The organism is Pseudomonas sp. P1.8 (assembly GCF_001269805.1).
Taxonomy (GTDB): Bacteria; Pseudomonadota; Gammaproteobacteria; order Pseudomonadales; family Pseudomonadaceae; genus Aquipseudomonas.
Genome location: NZ_LHVM01000016.1, coordinates 1 through 18,051 on the forward strand (window position 1 = coordinate 1; position 18,051 = coordinate 18,051).

10 protein-coding genes and 3 rRNA genes are annotated in these 18,051 nt (G+C 57.6%); 11 read left to right on the forward strand and 2 right to left on the reverse strand.

Annotation, left to right across the window (positions count from 1 at the left end; genetic code table 11):
* From AD668_RS16570 to rrf (AD668_RS16580), 3 genes are all read left to right on the forward strand, one after another.
* Positions 1-937: ribosomal RNA gene (locus AD668_RS16570) — 23S ribosomal RNA — on the forward strand; the annotation flags it as partial.
* Between the two features lie 151 nt (positions 938-1,088).
* Positions 1,089-1,204: ribosomal RNA gene (gene rrf / locus AD668_RS16575) — 5S ribosomal RNA — on the forward strand.
* Between the two features lie 108 nt (positions 1,205-1,312).
* Positions 1,313-1,428, forward strand: a 5S ribosomal RNA gene (rrf, locus tag AD668_RS16580).
* Positions 1,429-1,726: 298 nt separating this feature from the next.
* On the opposite strand, the gene AD668_RS16585 is transcribed toward rrf (AD668_RS16580), so the two are convergent.
* Positions 1,727-2,437 carry a GntR family transcriptional regulator gene (locus tag AD668_RS16585; RefSeq protein WP_053160645.1) on the reverse strand — a complete coding sequence of 237 codons (711 nt, stop codon included), beginning with the start codon at positions 2,435-2,437 and terminating at the stop codon, positions 1,727-1,729.
* A 416-nt stretch (positions 2,438-2,853) separates the two neighbouring features.
* On the opposite strand from AD668_RS16585, the gene lapD reads away from it, so the two are divergent.
* Positions 2,854-4,800, forward strand: coding sequence for a cyclic di-GMP receptor LapD (gene lapD, locus AD668_RS16590; protein WP_053160646.1), 1,947 nt, complete (start codon positions 2,854-2,856; stop codon positions 4,798-4,800).
* A 121-nt stretch (positions 4,801-4,921) separates the two neighbouring features.
* Here lapD and AD668_RS16595 read toward each other — a convergent pair whose 3' ends face one another.
* Positions 4,922-5,260, reverse strand: a complete 339-nt coding sequence (locus AD668_RS16595; RefSeq protein WP_053160647.1) for a hypothetical protein — start codon at positions 5,258-5,260, stop codon at positions 4,922-4,924.
* Between the two features lie 565 nt (positions 5,261-5,825).
* Between AD668_RS16595 and bcsQ the strand changes: the two genes are divergently transcribed.
* Genes bcsQ through AD668_RS16630 form a run of 7 tightly spaced genes read left to right on the forward strand, consistent with a single transcriptional unit; the run spans position 5,826 to position 18,038 of the window.
* Positions 5,826-6,965 (forward strand): cellulose biosynthesis protein BcsQ, encoded by a 1,140-nt coding sequence (bcsQ, locus tag AD668_RS16600; RefSeq protein WP_053160648.1) that lies wholly within the window; start codon positions 5,826-5,828, stop codon positions 6,963-6,965.
* On the forward strand, positions 6,962-9,184 hold the full coding sequence (gene bcsA, locus AD668_RS16605) for a UDP-forming cellulose synthase catalytic subunit (protein ID WP_053160649.1): 2,223 nt from the start codon (positions 6,962-6,964) through the stop codon (positions 9,182-9,184). Before bcsQ ends, bcsA begins: the two co-directional genes overlap by 4 nt.
* A complete protein-coding gene (bcsB, locus tag AD668_RS16610; RefSeq protein WP_053160650.1) occupies positions 9,184-11,451 on the forward strand; it encodes a cellulose biosynthesis cyclic di-GMP-binding regulatory protein BcsB in 2,268 nt (755 codons plus the stop codon). The genes bcsA and bcsB overlap by 1 nt, the downstream gene beginning before the upstream one ends.
* Before the next feature lie 13 nt (positions 11,452-11,464).
* Positions 11,465-12,703 (forward strand): cellulose synthase complex periplasmic endoglucanase BcsZ, encoded by a 1,239-nt coding sequence (gene bcsZ, locus AD668_RS16615; RefSeq protein ID WP_156322360.1) that lies wholly within the window; start codon positions 11,465-11,467, stop codon positions 12,701-12,703.
* Positions 12,679-16,695, forward strand: coding sequence for a cellulose biosynthesis protein BcsC (locus AD668_RS16620; protein WP_053160651.1), 4,017 nt, complete (start codon positions 12,679-12,681; stop codon positions 16,693-16,695). The genes bcsZ and AD668_RS16620 overlap by 25 nt, the downstream gene beginning before the upstream one ends.
* 54 nt (positions 16,696-16,749) lie before the next feature.
* The gene (locus AD668_RS16625; RefSeq protein ID WP_053161329.1) at positions 16,750-17,373 is read left to right on the forward strand and encodes an SGNH/GDSL hydrolase family protein; all 624 of its coding nucleotides are present in this window, start codon (positions 16,750-16,752) and stop codon (positions 17,371-17,373) included.
* Complete coding sequence (locus AD668_RS16630; RefSeq protein WP_053160652.1) at positions 17,370-18,038, forward strand: alginate O-acetyltransferase AlgF; 669 nt, start codon at positions 17,370-17,372, stop codon at positions 18,036-18,038. The genes AD668_RS16625 and AD668_RS16630 overlap by 4 nt, the downstream gene beginning before the upstream one ends.
* Positions 18,039-18,051 lie beyond the last annotated feature (13 nt).

An 18,051-nucleotide genomic window follows, 5' to 3' on the forward strand; every position in this document is an offset into this window, starting at 1 on the left:
GAATGGCGTAACGATGGCGGCGCTGTCTCCACCCGAGACTCAGTGAAATTGAAATCGCTGTGAAGATGCAGTGTATCCGCGGCTAGACGGAAAGACCCCGTGAACCTTTACTATAGCTTTGCACTGGACTTTGAATTTGCTTGTGTAGGATAGGTGGGAGGCTTTGAAGCGTGGACGCCAGTTCGCGTGGAGCCAACCTTGAAATACCACCCTGGCAACTTTGAGGTTCTAACTCAGGTCCGTTATCCGGATCGAGGACAGTGTATGGTGGGTAGTTTGACTGGGGCGGTCTCCTCCTAAAGAGTAACGGAGGAGTACGAAGGTGCGCTCAGACCGGTCGGAAATCGGTCGTAGAGTATAAAGGCAAAAGCGCGCTTGACTGCGAGACAGACACGTCGAGCAGGTACGAAAGTAGGTCTTAGTGATCCGGTGGTTCTGTATGGAAGGGCCATCGCTCAACGGATAAAAGGTACTCCGGGGATAACAGGCTGATACCGCCCAAGAGTTCATATCGACGGCGGTGTTTGGCACCTCGATGTCGGCTCATCACATCCTGGGGCTGAAGCCGGTCCCAAGGGTATGGCTGTTCGCCATTTAAAGTGGTACGCGAGCTGGGTTTAGAACGTCGTGAGACAGTTCGGTCCCTATCTGCCGTGGACGTTTGAGATTTGAGAGGGGCTGCTCCTAGTACGAGAGGACCGGAGTGGACGAACCTCTGGTGTTCCGGTTGTCACGCCAGTGGCATTGCCGGGTAGCTATGTTCGGAATAGATAACCGCTGAAAGCATCTAAGCGGGAAACTAGCCTCAAGATGAGATCTCACTGGGACCTTGAGTCCCCTGAAGGGCCGTCGAAGACTACGACGTTGATAGGTTGGGTGTGTAAGCGCTGTGAGGCGTTGAGCTAACCAATACTAATTGCCCGTGAGGCTTGACCATATAACACCCAAGCAATTTGAGTCGAAAGGCCAGATTGCGGTGTGTGAAGACGCAATGAACCGAAAGTTCGTATCTCACAAAACACCGATTTCTATCACATCCCCAATTTGCTGAAGCGCGGCCGACTGGCCACGATTCGGTACCCGAATTTCTTGACGACCATAGAGCATTGGAACCACCTGATCCCATCCCGAACTCAGCAGTGAAACGATGCATCGCCGATGGTAGTGTGGGGTTTCCCCATGTGAGAGTAGGTCATCGTCAAGATTAAATTCCGAAACCCCAATTGCGAAAGCAGTTGGGGTTTTGTCTTTAAAGTAGAAACATCAAGAATTCGCTGGCACGTCGTCAACGACGGACTCGCACACAGAATTTCTTGACGACCATAGAGCATTGGAACCACCTGATCCCATCCCGAACTCAGCAGTGAAACGATGCATCGCCGATGGTAGTGTGGGGTTTCCCCATGTGAGAGTAGGTCATCGTCAAGATTGATTTCCAAAACCCCTGTCTGCTAACGCAGACAGGGGTTTTGTCATTTCCGGGACTAGAAAAAAGCGGCAGATGTAAAAAAGCCAGCGCCTGAGTCCAGGGGCTGGCTTTTGCGTATGGGCGAGTACCAATGAGAACGAATTGCTAATTGTCGCAGCGGCAAATGCCACCATCCCACACGCAAGCCAACAAGTGGCGCGCATCGAATTGTTAGGCGACCCTACTGCCCAGGTTTGGCAAGGCGCCGTTACGCCGATAGGCATTATGAGAACAAAGTTTGTTCCACTGTACTGAGGATCACTTTGGAGTGTTTCTGGCCACAACTTCCGGGCTGTTGAGGTAGCGTGTGATGACCTCCACCGCCCGATTCAGGTGATGCTCAAGCAAATTCACCGAGCGGTCGACATCCCGGTCTTGCGCGGCCTGCAACAGCGCTCGGTGATCGTCCTCTGACAGTTTGCCCAACCCCATGGACTCCAGATTGAACCGCAAGAAACGCTCCTCTTCATTCAGACCGTCTTCGACCAGTTTCAACAGTCGGCGATTGGGTGTCCGGCAGTAAAGCGTCATGTGAAAGAGCCGGTTGAGTCGCCCGATCTCCGTGAAGTCGTGCTCGGACTCCAGGGCTTCGATGTATCGACGAGCCTGTTCAACATCCTCTTCCTCAAGCAGCGGCACTGAGAGGCGCAAGGCTTGCGATTCCAGCAGAATTCGCAACGCGTACGTCTCCACGGCGTCGCCCTGGACCAATGGCGCGACAACAGCACCTTTATGAGCGATCACGTTGAGCAGAGCTTGTGCTTCGAGTTGGCGCAAGGCTTCGCGAACAGGCATGCGGCTGACGCCGAACAGGTCGGCCAGATCCTGCTGGCGAAGGGCGGTACCACAGGGAATGCGTCCGTCGAGTATGGCCGAGCGCAGGGTTTGTTCGATCACTGCGCGTGCCAGATGCGAGGGAATCGGCCCATTGACCTGGATACTGCTGAGAGGATTGGGCTTTTTTGTCACTACAACGCACTCTGATTGGCAGATATTTTGGATCCAAAAGACATTAGTGACTGCCTGGCACCTTGTCAATCGGGCAATCGAATGCCTTATTTACAGTTTAGCGTGCCCCGATGATCTCATCGTGCCATTGTCTCTTGGGTTTATCTTCACTCTTCAAGAGCACCCTCCTACCTATCCTGAATGCCTCGTATTGGCGGCGCGTTTAGCGATCCCCGGATTTTTCCCTGATCAGCCGAAGGGCGCCGGCGATTGTGAAGACTACGCTATAGCCAAGTACCTCAGCCTGCGTCTTCTCGGCTTGGTAAGGCAACAAGAAGGTCGGTGGTACCAAGCGCTTGTCGCGCTGACAGGATGTGTTGAAAAACGCCGGCCGAAGATTTCCCGGTCGAGACGACTCACTAGGAGCATGTGCTCAGATGTCTTTGTTCAAACAGCTGTTGATTGCTATCTGTCTGTTCCTGGTTGTCGCTTTCACCGGCAGCTTCATGGTCAGCCTGGAGAGCTCGCGCACTCAGTACGTCAACCAGTTGCGCTCCCACGCTCAGGATGCGGCAACGGCATTGGCGCTATCGCTGACTCCGAATATCGACGATCCGGCGATGGTCGAGTTGCTGGTGAGTTCGATCTTCGACAGCGGTTACTACGCGAGCATTCGCGTCGTCGATTTGAAAACCGATCAGCCTTTAGTCGAGCGCAGTGGCATTCCAGCGGTCACTCATGTGCCGGACTGGTTCGTCGAGCTGATCGGCCTGGAGCCTGCCGGTGGCGATGCAATCGTCAGTCGTGGTTGGGAGCAGGCGGCGCGTGTCGAGGTGGTCAGTCACCCGATGTTCGCCGTCGGCAAATTGTGGCAAAGCGCATTGGGCAGCCTGGGGTGGTTGTTGCTCTGCGGAGCAGTCAGCGCCGGGCTTGGCGCGCTCTTGCTGCGCCGGCAGTTGAGGCCGCTCGATTACATGGTCAAGCAATCCCACGCCATCGCCCGACGGGAGTTTCTCAGCCTGCCGGAACTGCCGCGAACCCCCGAACTGCGTCGGGTGGTGCAGGCCATGAACCAAATGGTCGAGAAGCTCAAGGCGCTGTTTCAGGAGCAGGCCGAGCGCAGTGAAAAGCTGCGGGCCGAGTCCTATCAGGACACATTGACCGGGTTGGCCAACCGACGTTACTTCGAGATGCAGTTGAATGCGAGGGTGAGTAATCCGGAACAGGCCAGCTCGGGTTATCTGCTGCTGTTGCGAGTCAAGGATCTGGCAGGTCTCAATCAGCGCCTCGGTGGCCAGCGCACCGATGAAGTGCTCAAGGCGGTGGGCGAGCAACTGTCTCGCGAGTGCGCCAAATACCCGGAAACCCAGAACCTGGTGACGCGTATTCGGGGTGGCGAATTTGCCGTGCTGGCGCCGGGGTTGGTGCGCGAGGAGGCGTTGCATCTGGCACAACAGCTCGACAGTGCCCTGGCCAGCCTTCACTCCACGGGTGCGACGGATGTGCCGGCTGTTGCGTCGATTGGCCTGGCGCCGTTTGCTCATGGTGATTCACCGCAGGCCGTGCTCAACCTCGGTGATCAGGCTCTGGCCCAGGCAGAAAGCCAGGGAGAACAGAACTGGGCATGCCTGGAGCACAACCTTTCGGCCAGCGTCGGTGATGATCACCATGCCTGGCACCGGCTGCTCGATCAGGCGCTGACTCAGCGGCGTTTCCAGCTTTATTTCCAACCGGTGGTGGCCGCCCAGGACACTCAACTGGTGCTGCATTATAAAGTGTTGTCGCGGCTGCTCGACGATCAGGGCCAGACCATTCCCGCCGGGCGTTTCCTGCCATGGCTGGAGCGCTTCGGCTGGACCGTACGGCTCGATCAAATGATGCTCGAACGGGTGCTGGAGCAAATGGATGAGCATGACCAGTCGCTGGCGCTGAACCTGTCTTCGGCGACCCTGACCGACCCCCAGGCGCAAAACAAAGTCTTCGAACTTTTGCGCGCGCATTCCAATCTCGGTCCGCGCCTGACCCTGGAAATCGGCGAAGAGCAATTGCCCGAACAAGCAGTGCTGGAGCAACTGACTCGACGCCTGCGCGAACTAGGCTTCTCATTGAGTCTGCAACATTTTGGTGGCCGCTTCAGCATGATCGGTAATCTGGCGCGGCTGGGGCTGGCCTATCTGAAGATCGACGGCAGTTACATACGGGCGATTGATCTGGAGACTGACAAGCGCCTGTTCATCGAGGCAATCCAGCGGGCGGCACACAGCATCGATTTGCCGCTGATTGCCGAACGGGTTGAGACACAAGGTGAGTTGTCGGTCATTCGCGAGATGGGCATGTATGGGGCACAGGGGCAGTTGTTCGGTGAGCCCAAGCCTTGGCAGTAAGGTTTCCGAACCGGGTTGTCAGAGCAGCTATCGCCAGCAGGCTTGCTCCCACTCGGGATTTGAATGGTTATCTCGAGGCGGTCCAGCTCGCGATGTGGCTGGAACAGTCACTGAAAAGTGATCAGATCAATCCGCTTTCATCCTCATCAATCAAATGGCTCAAACCACCCAGTGCTTCACGGGCCTGAGTACGGTCCATGAGCTTGGCTTGCGCGGCAATCGGCAGGTCGGTGACACGGATCACGCCTTTGTCTGTCAGCGCCTGAATCAAGTCGTCGAGCACCCGGATCATTTCCGGATCGCTTTGTCTGAGTCGTTTGAGGTTGGAAGCCAGTTTTTTGTTGGCTAACCAATCCTTGAGCTCCGGATGTTCCGCAGGCAGTGTTTCCGTGGCCTCGGGGTAGGCTTGTGCTTCCACACGGACCAGTTGTCCTTCTGCATCGCGTTGCACGTAAAACATTGCGAATCCCTCATAAGTAAGCCGGCACCATGTGACAGCAGCATAGACAATGCCGCGCCAGTAAAGGGATGCCCGAGCAGTGTCAAATTCTTAACTGAATTCGCTCTTTGCTCTTTGCCGTTGAAGTAACTTCATGCTTGTAACTAAGATCTTGATTTGAAAGATTTATATTCAGCTTGTCATTAATGCCCTATATAAATTAGTTCAACTGGTCCGTTAATTGCTTTAACATTTTATGCATTCTATCGAGACCATCCATCTAGATGGGCGCCATTCGCCGAAAATCATGTGCGCCTCTGAATGGTATGCAGGATAATACCGCGCCGTCGTTCAGGCCGCGTAGACCGGCGCTTGTGGTGCGATCAGGGTTCGACGTTCAGATAGCGCGCCAAATAAATAATGCTGTTTTTCCGTCAAAAACATGGCGATAAAAAGATTTTTTTTAATCGCGATCCGATATTACACTTGCGGCAATCAAAATATTGGCGATATCATTTTGATGGCTCGCATTATTGAATTCACGAGCTACATGCTCTTTATGTGCCAGCGACTCGGGTAATCCATTATGAATCGAACAGACGATATATCGAATCTATTCAACAGGTTCGGAGCAAGTGCGGACAGTTATCTCGAGTTCGGAAGTCAATTCGATTACAAGGAAAAGCCTCTCGCGCTGGCACCGATGCCGCAGGCGGCCGTCGTCGTTGAAAGCGTTCAACCGCAGAAAAACATCAATGAAGCTCCGTTGATCAAATCAAAGCTCGCTAACGAGACCCGTATGCCGGCTCGGGATGTTTCGCCGTCTGAGACCCCACTTCGCCACTTGTTGGCTGAAGTGGCATTGGCGCGTCAGGCTGAGGCGCAGGCGCGTAACGAAGAGGCGCTGCGCCAGGTTTTACCTCAAGTTCGTCCAGCCAAGTCACCGGCCCATGTCATTGCGGTGATATCGGCCAAAGGAGGTGTCGGCAAGACAACGCTGTCTTCGGCATTGGCCACCGCTTTGCGGCTGGAAGGCGCAAAAACACTGGCCATTGATCTTGATCCACAAAACGCTTTGCAACATCACTTGGGGGCTCAGCCGGATGTAGCGGGCCTGGGCAGCGCAAGCCTTAATGGTGAAAACTGGAATTCACTGCTATTGACCGGTTCTGCAGGTGCGCTGGTATTGCCTTATGGCGTGGTGACTGAAGCGGAGCGTAGGACGCTGGAGCGCTATCTGGCAAACGATCGTTACTGGCTGGCCGGTCAATTGGCGAAGATGGACCTGGGCGAAAACGATGTGGTGATTCTCGACACTCCCCCTGGTCGCACTGCCTACCTGGATCAAGCCCTGATGGTGGCCGACCAGGTACTCGTTGTCGCGACTGCCGATGCGGCGTGTTTCGTCACGCTTGAGCAGGTGGAGCGGATTCTGACCGAGCACATGTCCGTTGGGCAGGCGCCGAAGTGCAATTACGTGATTAACCAGTTCGACGGCTCTCGCATGTTCTGCCGCGATATGCATGAAGTGCTCAAGCGTCGGCTGGGTTCGAATCTGCTAGGTGTAGTTGCACTGGATCATGCCGTTGGCGAAGCGCTGGCATACGGTCACAATCCTCTGCTGGAGGCCGAATCGTCCAAGGCCTGCCAGGACATGATGATGTTGATTGACACACTCAAGGCGCAGTTGAAATCCATGGATGTTGCAGAGTCATACGCCTCGTGATCAACCCTTCGACACCAGAAACGTCACCCCTGACCCCGTCTCAGCGCTTCGCTCAGGCGGTTTCCGATCGCCTGGACAAAATGCCCGGGTCGTTGCGTCGGGTGATGACCATCGGCGTCACATTGCTGTGCGGCCTGCTGGCGTTGTTTATCATCACAGTCCCGTTCGACTTGTACTCGCAGTGCATTTTCGCCCTTGGCTGCTTTATTGCTGCTCTGCTGCTGCGCAAAGTTCCAGGCCGCCTGACGGTGCTGATACTCATCGGGCTGTCTCTGACCGCTTCACTGCGTTATCTGTACTGGCGGCTCACCTCCACCCTCGGATTTGAGGGATGGGTCGACATGCTGTTCGGTTACGGGCTGGTTCTGGCCGAGCTGTACGCGATGATCGTGCTGGTGTTCGGGTACCTGCAAACCGCGTGGCCCTTGCGCCGCAAACCGGTGTTGATGAGCGCTCCGCCGAGCGAGTGGCCAACGGTCGATGTGTTCATCCCTTCCTACAATGAAACCCTCGATATCGTGAAAGTCACGATCTTCGCCGCCCAAGCCATCGACTGGCCTAGGGACAAGCTGCGTGTGCATGTGCTCGATGACGGACGCCGCGAAGATTTCCGCGACTTCTGCGAGCAGATCGGCGTGGGCTACATCGTTCGTGACAACAACCGTCACGCCAAGGCGGGCAACCTGAACGAAGCGCTAAAAGTTACCAGTGGCGAGTTCGTGACCATTTTCGATGCCGATCACGTACCGACACGCTCTTTCCTGCAAGTTTGTGTCGGCTGGTTCATCAAGGACCCGAAGCTGGCGATGCTGCAAACGCCGCACTTTTTCTTCTCCCCGGACCCTTTCGAGAAGAACCTCAATACCTTCCGCTCCGTACCGAACGAGGGCGAGTTGTTCTACGGGTTGGTGCAAGATGGCAATGACTTGTGGAACGCCACGTTCTTCTGCGGCTCCTGCGCGGTCATTCGACGAGCGCCGTTGCTGGAAATCGGTGGTGTGGCCGTCGAAACCGTGACCGAAGATGCTCACACTGCGCTCAAGCTCAACCGCGCCGGTTACAACACCGCCTATCTTGCCATTCCTCAGGCGGCCGGGCTGGCGACGGAAAGCCTGTCGCGGCACATCAGCCAGCGGATTCGCTGGGCACGAGGCATGGCGCAGATTTTCCGCACCGACAATCCACTGTTCGGCAAAGGCCTGAATCTCGGTCAGCGTCTGTGTTACCTGAACGCGATGCTGCACTTTTTCTACGGTTTGCCGCGCCTTGCGTTTCTCACGGCACCCCTGGCCTTTCTGTTTTTCGATGCGCAGATATTTCATGCCTCGGCGTTGATGATCACGGCCTATGTACTGCCGCACATTCTCCACGCGAGTTTGACCAACTCCAGCATTCAAGGACGTTTCCGGCATTCGTTCTGGAACGAGGTCTACGAGACGGTTCTGGCCTGGTACATCATGGGGCCGGTACTGATGGCGCTGGTCAATCCCAAGTTTGGTGGCTTCAATGTCACCGACAAGGGGGGAGTCATCGAAGAAAAGTATTTCGAGTGGAAGCTGGCTCGTCCTTACATCGTGCTGCTGATCCTGAATGCTGCGGGTCTGATCTACGGAGTGGTCCGGCTGATGGAAGGCGCCGAGGGCGCCACCACCACCATCCTGATCAACCTGGCGTGGACCGTCTACAACCTCATCATCACCAGCGCCTCCGTGGCGGTGGCCAGTGAAACACGTCAGGTGCGCTCCGAGCCGCGCGTGGCAGCGGCTCTGCCGATGCGTCTGACCCGTGCCGATGGCACCACGGTCGAAGGCGTGACCCAGGACTTCTCGCAAAAAGGCCTGGGCTTCCGATTGCAGGGGGGCGACCTTGTACCTCAGGGCGAACGGGTGAAAATTTCGCTGTTCCGCAATCAACAATTGAGTGTGTTCCCGGCGGTCGTCGTTTTCAGTCGCGATGGCCTTCTGGGAGCGCAATTCGACGGGCTGACCCTGCGTCAGCAAAGTGAGTTGATACGCCTGACCTTTTCCCGCGCCGACACCTGGGCCGCGACCTGGGGCGGCGGTCAAGTCGATACGCCACTGGCTGCCTTGCGTGATGTCAGCGGTATTGGCCTGCGTGGCATCTACGAACTCTTCAAAGCCACGGTCATGGAAACACGGCGTCTGTTACGTCGCCGCCGCGCCACCCCACCTTCCCTAGAAAACGTTTTGGACAAGTGATGAACTCGAAGTCTTTCGCTTTCGCTAATCTGCGCGACCGCGCACTGGCACGCCTGGCGTGCGCCTTGCTGGCTTTGGGTGGTGGCACTGCGGTCTACGCCGAAACGGAGCCGGCGGACGTGGCACCGGGTGCCACCGGTTACAGCATGACGCTCAAGCAATTGGGTCGGAACTATCCAATGAGCCTGCGCGGGGTGGAGTCTACCGACAGCGTCAACTTCGATGTGCGCGCCGATTCGATTGTCACGGGCGCCAAGCTGACGTTGCAGTACACCTATTCGCCGTCGCTGCTGGCGGATCTGTCGCAGATCAACGTCATGGTCAACGATGAAGTGGCCGCAAGCCTGCCGTTGCCCAAGGAAAATGCCGGGCAATTGCAGAAGCAGGTGGTCGATATCCCGGCGCACCTGATCACCGAGTTCAACCGCCTGAGTCTGCAATTCGTCGGTCATTACACCATGGGCTGTGAAGACCCGCAGCATTCCAGCCTGTGGGCGAAGATCAGCAACGCAACCGAGCTGAGTATCGAGGTGTCGCCGCTGGCTTTGCCGAACGACTTGTCAATCATGCCGCTGCCGTTCTTCGACCGCCGCGATGCCCGGGCACTGAACCTGCCGTTCGTGTTTGCCGGCACACCGGATAACACCACCCTGGAGGCGGCCGGCGCGTTGTCATCCTGGTTCGGCGCCCAGGCCAGTTATCGCGGAGCGACATTTTCCTCGCGCTTTAACCAGATACCGGCCCATGGCAATGCGGTGGTGCTGCTCAGCGGTCCTGGCGCGCTGCAGGTTGGTGGCTTGAGCCTGCCTGAAGCCAAGGGCCCCACGCTGACCGTGATGACCAACCCCAATGACGCCAATGGCAAGTTGTTGGTGATCATCGGACGTGATGGTGCCGAACTCAAGCAGGCGGCCACGGCGCTGGTGCTCGGTAGCCAGGCACTGTCGGGCAGTAGCGTCGTGATCGATCGTCTCGACCAGGTGCAACCGCGCAAGCCTTATGATGCTCCGAACTGGTTGCCTGGCGATCGTCCGGTCAAACTTGGCGAGCTGCTGCCGGCCAAACAATTCAACGTATCGGGCTACAACCCGGGCGACATCACGGTACCGCTGAACTTTGCGCCAGACCTGTTTACCTGGCGTGATGAAGGTGCACCGCTGCACCTCAAATACCGTTATACGCCGCAAGAGAAATCGACCAACTCGTCATTTATCGTCAGCTTCAACGATGGTTTGATCCAGTCGCAGAACCTGTTGTCCCAGGACAAGCTCGACAGCGGTGTGCTCTCCGCCCTGAAACTCAACGACACACTGGATCGCGAAATCCGCGTGCGCCTGCCATTGAATTCGGTCGCCCTGCAATCGCGTCTGCAACTGCGCTACATGTTCGATTACATCAAACAGGGCGAGTGCGGCGACATCATTATCGACAACATGCGCGGCAGCGTCGATCCGGAGTCGACACTCGACCTGAGTGGCTATGATCACTTCATGGCCATGCCGAACCTTGGCGTCTTCAAGGATGCGGGCTTTCCGTTCACGCGCCTGGCGGATCTGTCGGAAACTGCCGTGGTGCTCCCGGATAACGCGGGTGCTCCCGAGCTGGATGCCTACCTGACCGTGCTCGGCCGTTTCGGCCAGTCCACCGGTTACCCGGCCACTGCTGTGCTGGTAATTCAGGCGGCGCAAATCCAGGCTGCCGCTGACAAGGATTTGCTGGTACTTGCGTCTGGCGCCAACCAACCGTTGCTGACCCAGTGGGCCGATCAGTTGCCTGCTGCCGGTAATGACGGCCAGCAAAGTTTCCATCTATCTGATCTGCCGATGCGCGTGCGTGACTGGTTCAGTCCCGATCCAGAAGCCAATCAACGCAAGGCGCGTTTGGCCCTGGCATTTTCCGGTGGTCAGCCCAGCACCTACCTGACCGGCTTCGAATCGCCACTCAAAAGTGGCCGCAGCGTGGTAGTGATTGCCAGTGGCAAGCCCGCAGGGCTGGCGGACGCGACCAACGCCTTGATCGGTGGCGAGGATTACTCCCAGTCGATCCAGGGCAGCCTGGTGGTGGTTCGCGGCAAAACCATCGAACCATTGGTGGCGGACGAGCAGTATTACGTTGGCAGCCTGAGCCCGATCAAATATCTGCAGTGGATGCTGTCGCGTCATGTGCTTTTGACGATGTTGCTAACAGGGGTTGGTGTATTGCTGCTCAGTTGCCTGGCTTATCTGTCGCTGCGTTCGCGCGCCAAACGTCGTCTTAATGGGTCTTGAGGCCGTGCAGTTGATGAAGCCATTCTCTGCCATGCAAACTCTGGAGCGTTGTGCGCGATGGCTCAGTCTGTCGGCATTGCTGATGGCCTGGCTGTTGCCTGTAACAGCGCGTGCCGAGAGCAATTGCAGTCAGGAGACATGGCCGCTGTGGCAAACTTTCGTCGAACATTTCGTGCAGCCCGATGGTCGGGTATTGGATGCCAGCACACCGCAACGGCATAGCTCATCGGAAGGCCAGTCTTACGCGATGTTCTTTGCGCTGGTGGCCAATGACCGTGTGACGTTCGACAAATTGTGGCGCTGGAGCCAGGACAACCTTGCCGGCGGGGATATCAAGACGAACCTGCCAGGGTGGTTCTGGGGACTGGACGAGAATGGAAGCTGGCGTTTGCTGGACAGTAACTCGGCCTCTGACGCCGATCTGTGGTTTGCTTACGCTTTGCTTGAAGCCGGACGCTTGTGGCACGTCGACGCCTACACCCTGGCTGCGCGGCAGATCTTGCACAACGTCGCGACCCAAGAGGTTGCCGATTTGCCGGGGTTGGGCAAAATGCTGATGCCGGGCAAGGTCGGTTTCATCAAGCCAAACCTGGAAGCGCCCAACCAGTGGCAACTTAACCCCAGCTACATGCCTGTGCCGATTCTGCGTCGCTTTGCCGAATTTGACCCCAAAGGTCCCTGGGCGCAAATCACCAAAAACACCGTGACCCTGATCAAAGCGGTGAGCGCGAAGGGATACGTTGCCGACTGGGTAAGCTATCGCGCCACCGGTGTTAAAAGTGGCGAGTTTATCGTCGACCCGGTGAAAGGTGAGTTGGGCAGTTATGATGCAATTCGCACTTACCTGTGGGTGGGCCTGATGCCCGTTGGCGACAGGTTCCGCAAACCCTTGCTCGACAGTCTCGGTGGCATGGCGCAAGCCACGGCAGTCGATGGCGTTCCGCCGGAGAAAGTCCAAGCGCAAAGCGGGGTGCGAAGCGGTGTCGGGCCTTTCGGATTTTCGGCCGCGCTGCTGCCGTATTTCAAAGCCTTGGGGAACGCATCTTTGCAACAACAGCAGGCTCTGCGCGTGCAACAACTCATGGCACAGAGCCTGACGCCTGAAGCGGTAAAGGCCGCTCAACCACCCTATTACTTTTTTGTACTCAGCCTGTTTTCGCTGGGCTTTATGGACAATCGCTATCACTTCCTCGAACACGGGAAGTTGCAACCGATCTGGGAGATGAAATGCCAGCGCGCCGTCACGCCGTAGCCTTCGGGATACTTGCCGCCCTGATTCACAGCAGCAGTCATGCCGCGCTCAACGACGCAGGCAAGGCGCTGCTGCAGCAGGGGCAGTTCTGGCAGGCACAAGACAACCAGGCCCGGGCGACCGAAGTCTGGAAAAAGCTGCTGTTGATCGATCCACAGCAAGCCGATGCGCTCTATGGTCTGGGTCTGCTTGAGCTCAAAGCCAAGCGTATCGAAGGGGCGAATCAGTATCTGGACAAGCTCAGGCAGTCCCATCCGGGTGAGCCACAGACCTTGCTGCTCGAGCAAGCCATCGCCATGCAGGCCGGCGAAAAAGGCGATGAACTGGAACAGGCGCGGTTGCTGGCCACTGCGGGTGACCTGGATAAGGCAATACCAATTTATCGACAAATTTTTGCTGACAAACCACCGCAAGGTGAGCTTGGACTGGAGTTCTACAGCTACCTTGGTTACACGTCAGGCGGCTGGAGTGAAGCGCGCCAGGGCCTGGAGCGTTTGCTGCAACAGAACCCGGACAACGCCAAGGTCAAATTGGCATTGGCCAAATTGTTGATTCGCAATGAAACCACGCGGGTCGAAGGTATTCGGCGCCTCGGGCAATTGTCGACCCTGCCGGAACTGGGAGGCGAGGCCACCGAAAGCTGGCGTGAAGGCCTGACATGGCTGGGCTCGCCACGGCCTGCTGAAATTCCATTGTTCGAGGCCTATCTCAAGGCAAATCCGGACGATGATGAAGTCCGTACACAAATGAACAGCCGTGGCGCTGCTGCCGTGGCGGCACAACAGAGTCCGTTCTTGGTGCGTGGTTTCAAAGCCTTGCAGGACAATCAGCTCGCGATCGCCGAACAGGCATTTCTCGCACGCCTTAAAGAGCAGTCCCAGGACGCAGATGCCTTGGGTGGCCTTGGCGTCGTGCGCCAGCGTCAGGGCCGTTTCGGTGATGCCAATGAGTTGTTCACCCGCGCTGCTGCCCGTGGCGGCAATCCGCGCTGGCAGTCGGCGCTGGAGAGCAATCGCTACTGGGATCTGCTTGGGCAGGCCGAGAGGGCCAAGGCCAATCATGATTTGCAAAAGGCTCGCAGCTTCCTGCAGCAAGCGATCGCCAGCAAACCGCGTCAGGTTGAGGGCTACGTTGCCCTGGGCGATGTCCAGGCAGAACTGAGCCAGCTGGACAATGCCGAGGCGAGCTATCGCCGGGCACTGACACTGGACAATGACAACCCGGGCGCACTGCTGGGACTGATCACAGTGATGGCCCAAAACGGTCAGGCCAGCCAGGGCTTGAAGATGATTGAGGGGTTGGACCCGGCCCAGCAGCAACGGCTTGGTGATTTGCGTCCGATGCGTGCAGCTGTCGCCGTGGGACAGGCAAAAAATGCCGAAAGCAGCGGTGATTTGAAAGGCGCGATTGCCGCCCAGCAAGAAGCTGTTCGCAATGACCCGAAAAATGTATGGATCCGTTACGATCTGGCGCGTTATTACGCCCAAGCCAAGACCCCGGACAAGGCCCGGCAAACTATGGCAGAACTGCTCAAGGCCGATCCGCAACGTATCGACGCCTTGTACGCCAGCGCCCTGTTGTCGAGCCAGTTGGGTGATTGGACGGCGGCACAAAGTACCCTGGATCGTATTCCGCTGAGCCAGCGCACTACAGCGATGCAGCAACTGGCTGCGCAGGTTCAGGTGCAATCGCTGACAAGCCAGGCTTCGACCTTGGCCAAACAGGGAAATCGTACTCAAGCCATCACCTTGCTGCGCCGCGCCGAACTGGCGGCCAATGGCAAACCTGAGTCCATGGGCCTGCTGGCATCAGCGTATGTGGATGCTGGCGAAACCGAGCATGCGCTGTCGATGCTGCGCAATGCTATCGCGCAGAGCAGTACTCCTTCGCCGGCACTGCGTTTGGCCTATGCCGGTGTGCTGCTCAAAACCGGTGACGATATGCAGGTCAACCAGTTGCTCCATGAGTTGCAGAGCCAGCCATTGTCGCCCGCCGATCAGCGTAGCTACGACGAATTGCTGTATTTGTACGCCATACGCCAGGCCGATTTGCTGCGTGAGAAGGGCGACCTTGTCGCCGCCTACGATACCCTTGCACCTGCCTTGGCCCAGCGTCCAAATGACCCGTTGGCAGTCAGCTCGCTGGCGCGTATGTACCTGGCCAACAACAACGCCCAAAAAGCCATCGAGCTTTATCGACCGTTGCTCGACAAAGCGCCGGATGATCCTCAATTGCAGATAGGCATGGCCCAGGCCTTGAGCAAGTCCGGTGACGCTCGAGGGGCCGAGAAAGCCACGGAAAAGGCACTGGAGCTGGCGCCGAACGATGCACAGATTCTTGCGACCGCCGCAGGCATTTATCGCACCCAGGGCAAGAGCGCCAAAGCGGCTGAACTTTACGCGCGCGCGCTGGCATTGCAGGGACCGGCCAAGGAAGATGCCAATCCTTTTGCCGGCACCGTTGCCGCCAACCCATTCGTGGGCAAAAGCGGTCAACGCAGCCAGTCGCGACTGTCTGAGGCTACACTGTCGCAGATTCCTGCACCGGCTCAGGTGCAGATTGCGACCGCGAGCGAAGAACCTGTCCCTTCCACGCGACTGCCTGCTGCCAATACGCTGGCGATGAACGATGACGCTGAAGCCTATATGCCACAACCGACTCGTGGCAGTGTCGACGCAACCCCTCGTATGGCCTCAACCAAAACCCTGGACCCTCAAGCCGAGGCGCGACAGTCGATGCAGAGCGCCCTCAATCAGATCAACCAGGAGCGCAGCCCGCAAATCACGCAGGGTGCGACCATCCGCAGCAACGACAGTGAGTCTGGACTGAGCAAGATCACTGACGTCGAAACGCCGTTGGAAATAAGCCTGCCGGTGGGTGATGACCGCGTTGCCTTGCGTATCACGCCGGTGTGGTTGAATGCGGGTGGAATGAGCGATTCTGCCCAGACGCGGTTTGGCGGTTTCAGTGATTCGAAGGTTGGCGAACTTCAAGGTTTGCTCGCAACCGGTCCGACGGCCGATCAATTGGACGCGTTCGACGCCAGCATCGACGGATCCGTTGGAAGCCAGAAAGACAGTGGCGTTGGCTTCGCGGTTGCCTACGAGAACCCTTCACTGGGCCTCAAGGCCGACCTGGGCACCAGCCCCGTGGGCTTTCTGTACAGCACCGCGATTGGCGGCATCAGTATCGATCGCTCCTTCAGCGAAGACAGTGATTTTCGCTATGGCCTGAGTCTTTCCCGTCGTCCGGTCAACGATAGCCTGACCTCCTTTGCCGGTACCCGCGATGACCGCAGTGGCTTGAAGTGGGGCGGCGTCACGGCCAATGGCGGTCGCCTGCAGCTGAGTTTCGACAATGGCGACTACGGCGCATACGGTTATGGTGGTGCGCACAAGCTGGTGGGCAACAACGTCGAATCCAACAGCCGAGTGGAAGCCGGTAGCGGGGTGTACTGGTACTTGCTTAACGACGATAGCCATCAACTGACGCTGGGGCTGAACCTCACAGGCATCAGCTACGACAAGAACCAGAACAATTTCACCTATGGCAATGGCGGCTACTTCAGCCCGCAGAACTTCTTCTCCATCGGCGTGCCTGTCGGCTGGTCGCAACGGACCGATCGCCTGAGCTACTCGATAAAAGGTGCGGTAGGCCTGCAGCATATCGAGCAGGACTCCTCACCGTATTTCCCGAACGACAGCGACATGCAGGCGGTACTTGAGCAGGCCTCGCAGATTTATGCCGCGGCGGGTACCAGTGTGCCGACCCACTTTTCGTCGCAGAACAAAACCGGCATCGGCTACAACCTCAATGCAGCCGCAGAATACCGTTTTGGCGACAATGTCTTTTTCGGTGGCAGCCTGGGGCTGGATAACGCCCAGGATTACAAGCAGTGGACCGGCGGCTTGTACCTGCGGTACATGTTCGAAGACTTCACCGGCCGCATGGCGATGCCGGTCAGTCCATACCGTTCCCCTTATTCGAATTGAGTAGCAGGAGTTTCTATCGTGGCAGCATCGATTTTAGCGGGCATGACTATCCTGATGATTGGCGACAGCCACCTGGCGACGCCTGACTATCTGATTTCCAGCCTGCATGACAACCTGGTAGCACAGGGCGCGAAAGTGCATACCCTGGGGATTTGTGGCGCCAATGCTGGCGACTGGCTCAAAGCCACGCCGGGCACCTGTGGTGGTGCCGAGCGCCGCGACAGCGAAAAGACCGTTGTGCTGGGAGGCAAAGCCGCAACCTTGCCGATCAGCCAGTTGCTGGCCAGCGACAAGCCGGACCTGGTTCTGATTGTCATGGGCGACACCATGGCCAGCTACACCAAACCCGCGTTTCCCAAAGCCTGGCTATGGCAGCAGACCACCGCGCTGACCAAGGAGATTTCGGCCAACGGGACCCGCTGTGTCTGGGTCGGACCGAACTGGGGAACCGAAGGCGGCAAATACGGCAAGACGTTTGCCCGCGTCGAAATGACGTCCAAGTTTCTCGCCAGCAACGTTGCACCCTGCAGCTATATCGACTCGTTGCAGTTCTCCAAGCCAGGCCAATGGGCCACGGTCGACGGACAGCATTTGACCGCGCCCGGTTACAAAACCTGGAGCCAGGACATCAGCAAGGCATTGCTCGAAGCACCTGCCGTCAAGGACGCCAAAAAATGACCAAGTTGTCCGCAGCGCTAATCGCCCTCCCGGTGTTGGTGATCAGCACCCTTGCCAGTGCAGAAGTTGCGTTGTATCCCACCGGTCCCAGCGAAGACGCAGCGTTCATTCGCTTCGTCAACGCCAGCACCGCGCCATTGGACGTGATTGCTCAGGCGGGTCAGCCGCCGATGCGCCTGGAAGCGGCGCAACCGGTGTCGCTGTTTTTCCCGGTGCAGGCGAGCAGTCCGGTCAAGGGTACTTTGGTCAGTGGTGCACAAAAACTGGCCATGGACCTGAAAATCGAACCCGGGGAATTCGCCACGGTGGTCGCGATTCCAGACGGTAATGGGATCCGGCAAGTCGCGGTGCGCGAGCAGCCGGACGACTTCAACGGCCTGAAGGCGTCGCTGGCGTTCTTCAACGTCGACGCCGGGTGCCCCGATGCCAGCCTGCGCCCTGCCGGGCGTACTGCCGACCTGTTCAAGGCGGTGCCTGTCGGCAGTCTGCAGCGTCGGTCGATCAACCCGGTAACCCTGTCGGTGCAACTGGTGTGTGCAAACGCCAACGTCGGTAATCCGCTGGATTTGGGCGAGCTCAAGGCGGGCGAGCGTTACAGCGTGCTGCTGGTGCCTTCGTCCACCGGGCCGCGTCTTTTGAACGCCACGGACACTTTGTCTCACTGATCGGATTCTGCCG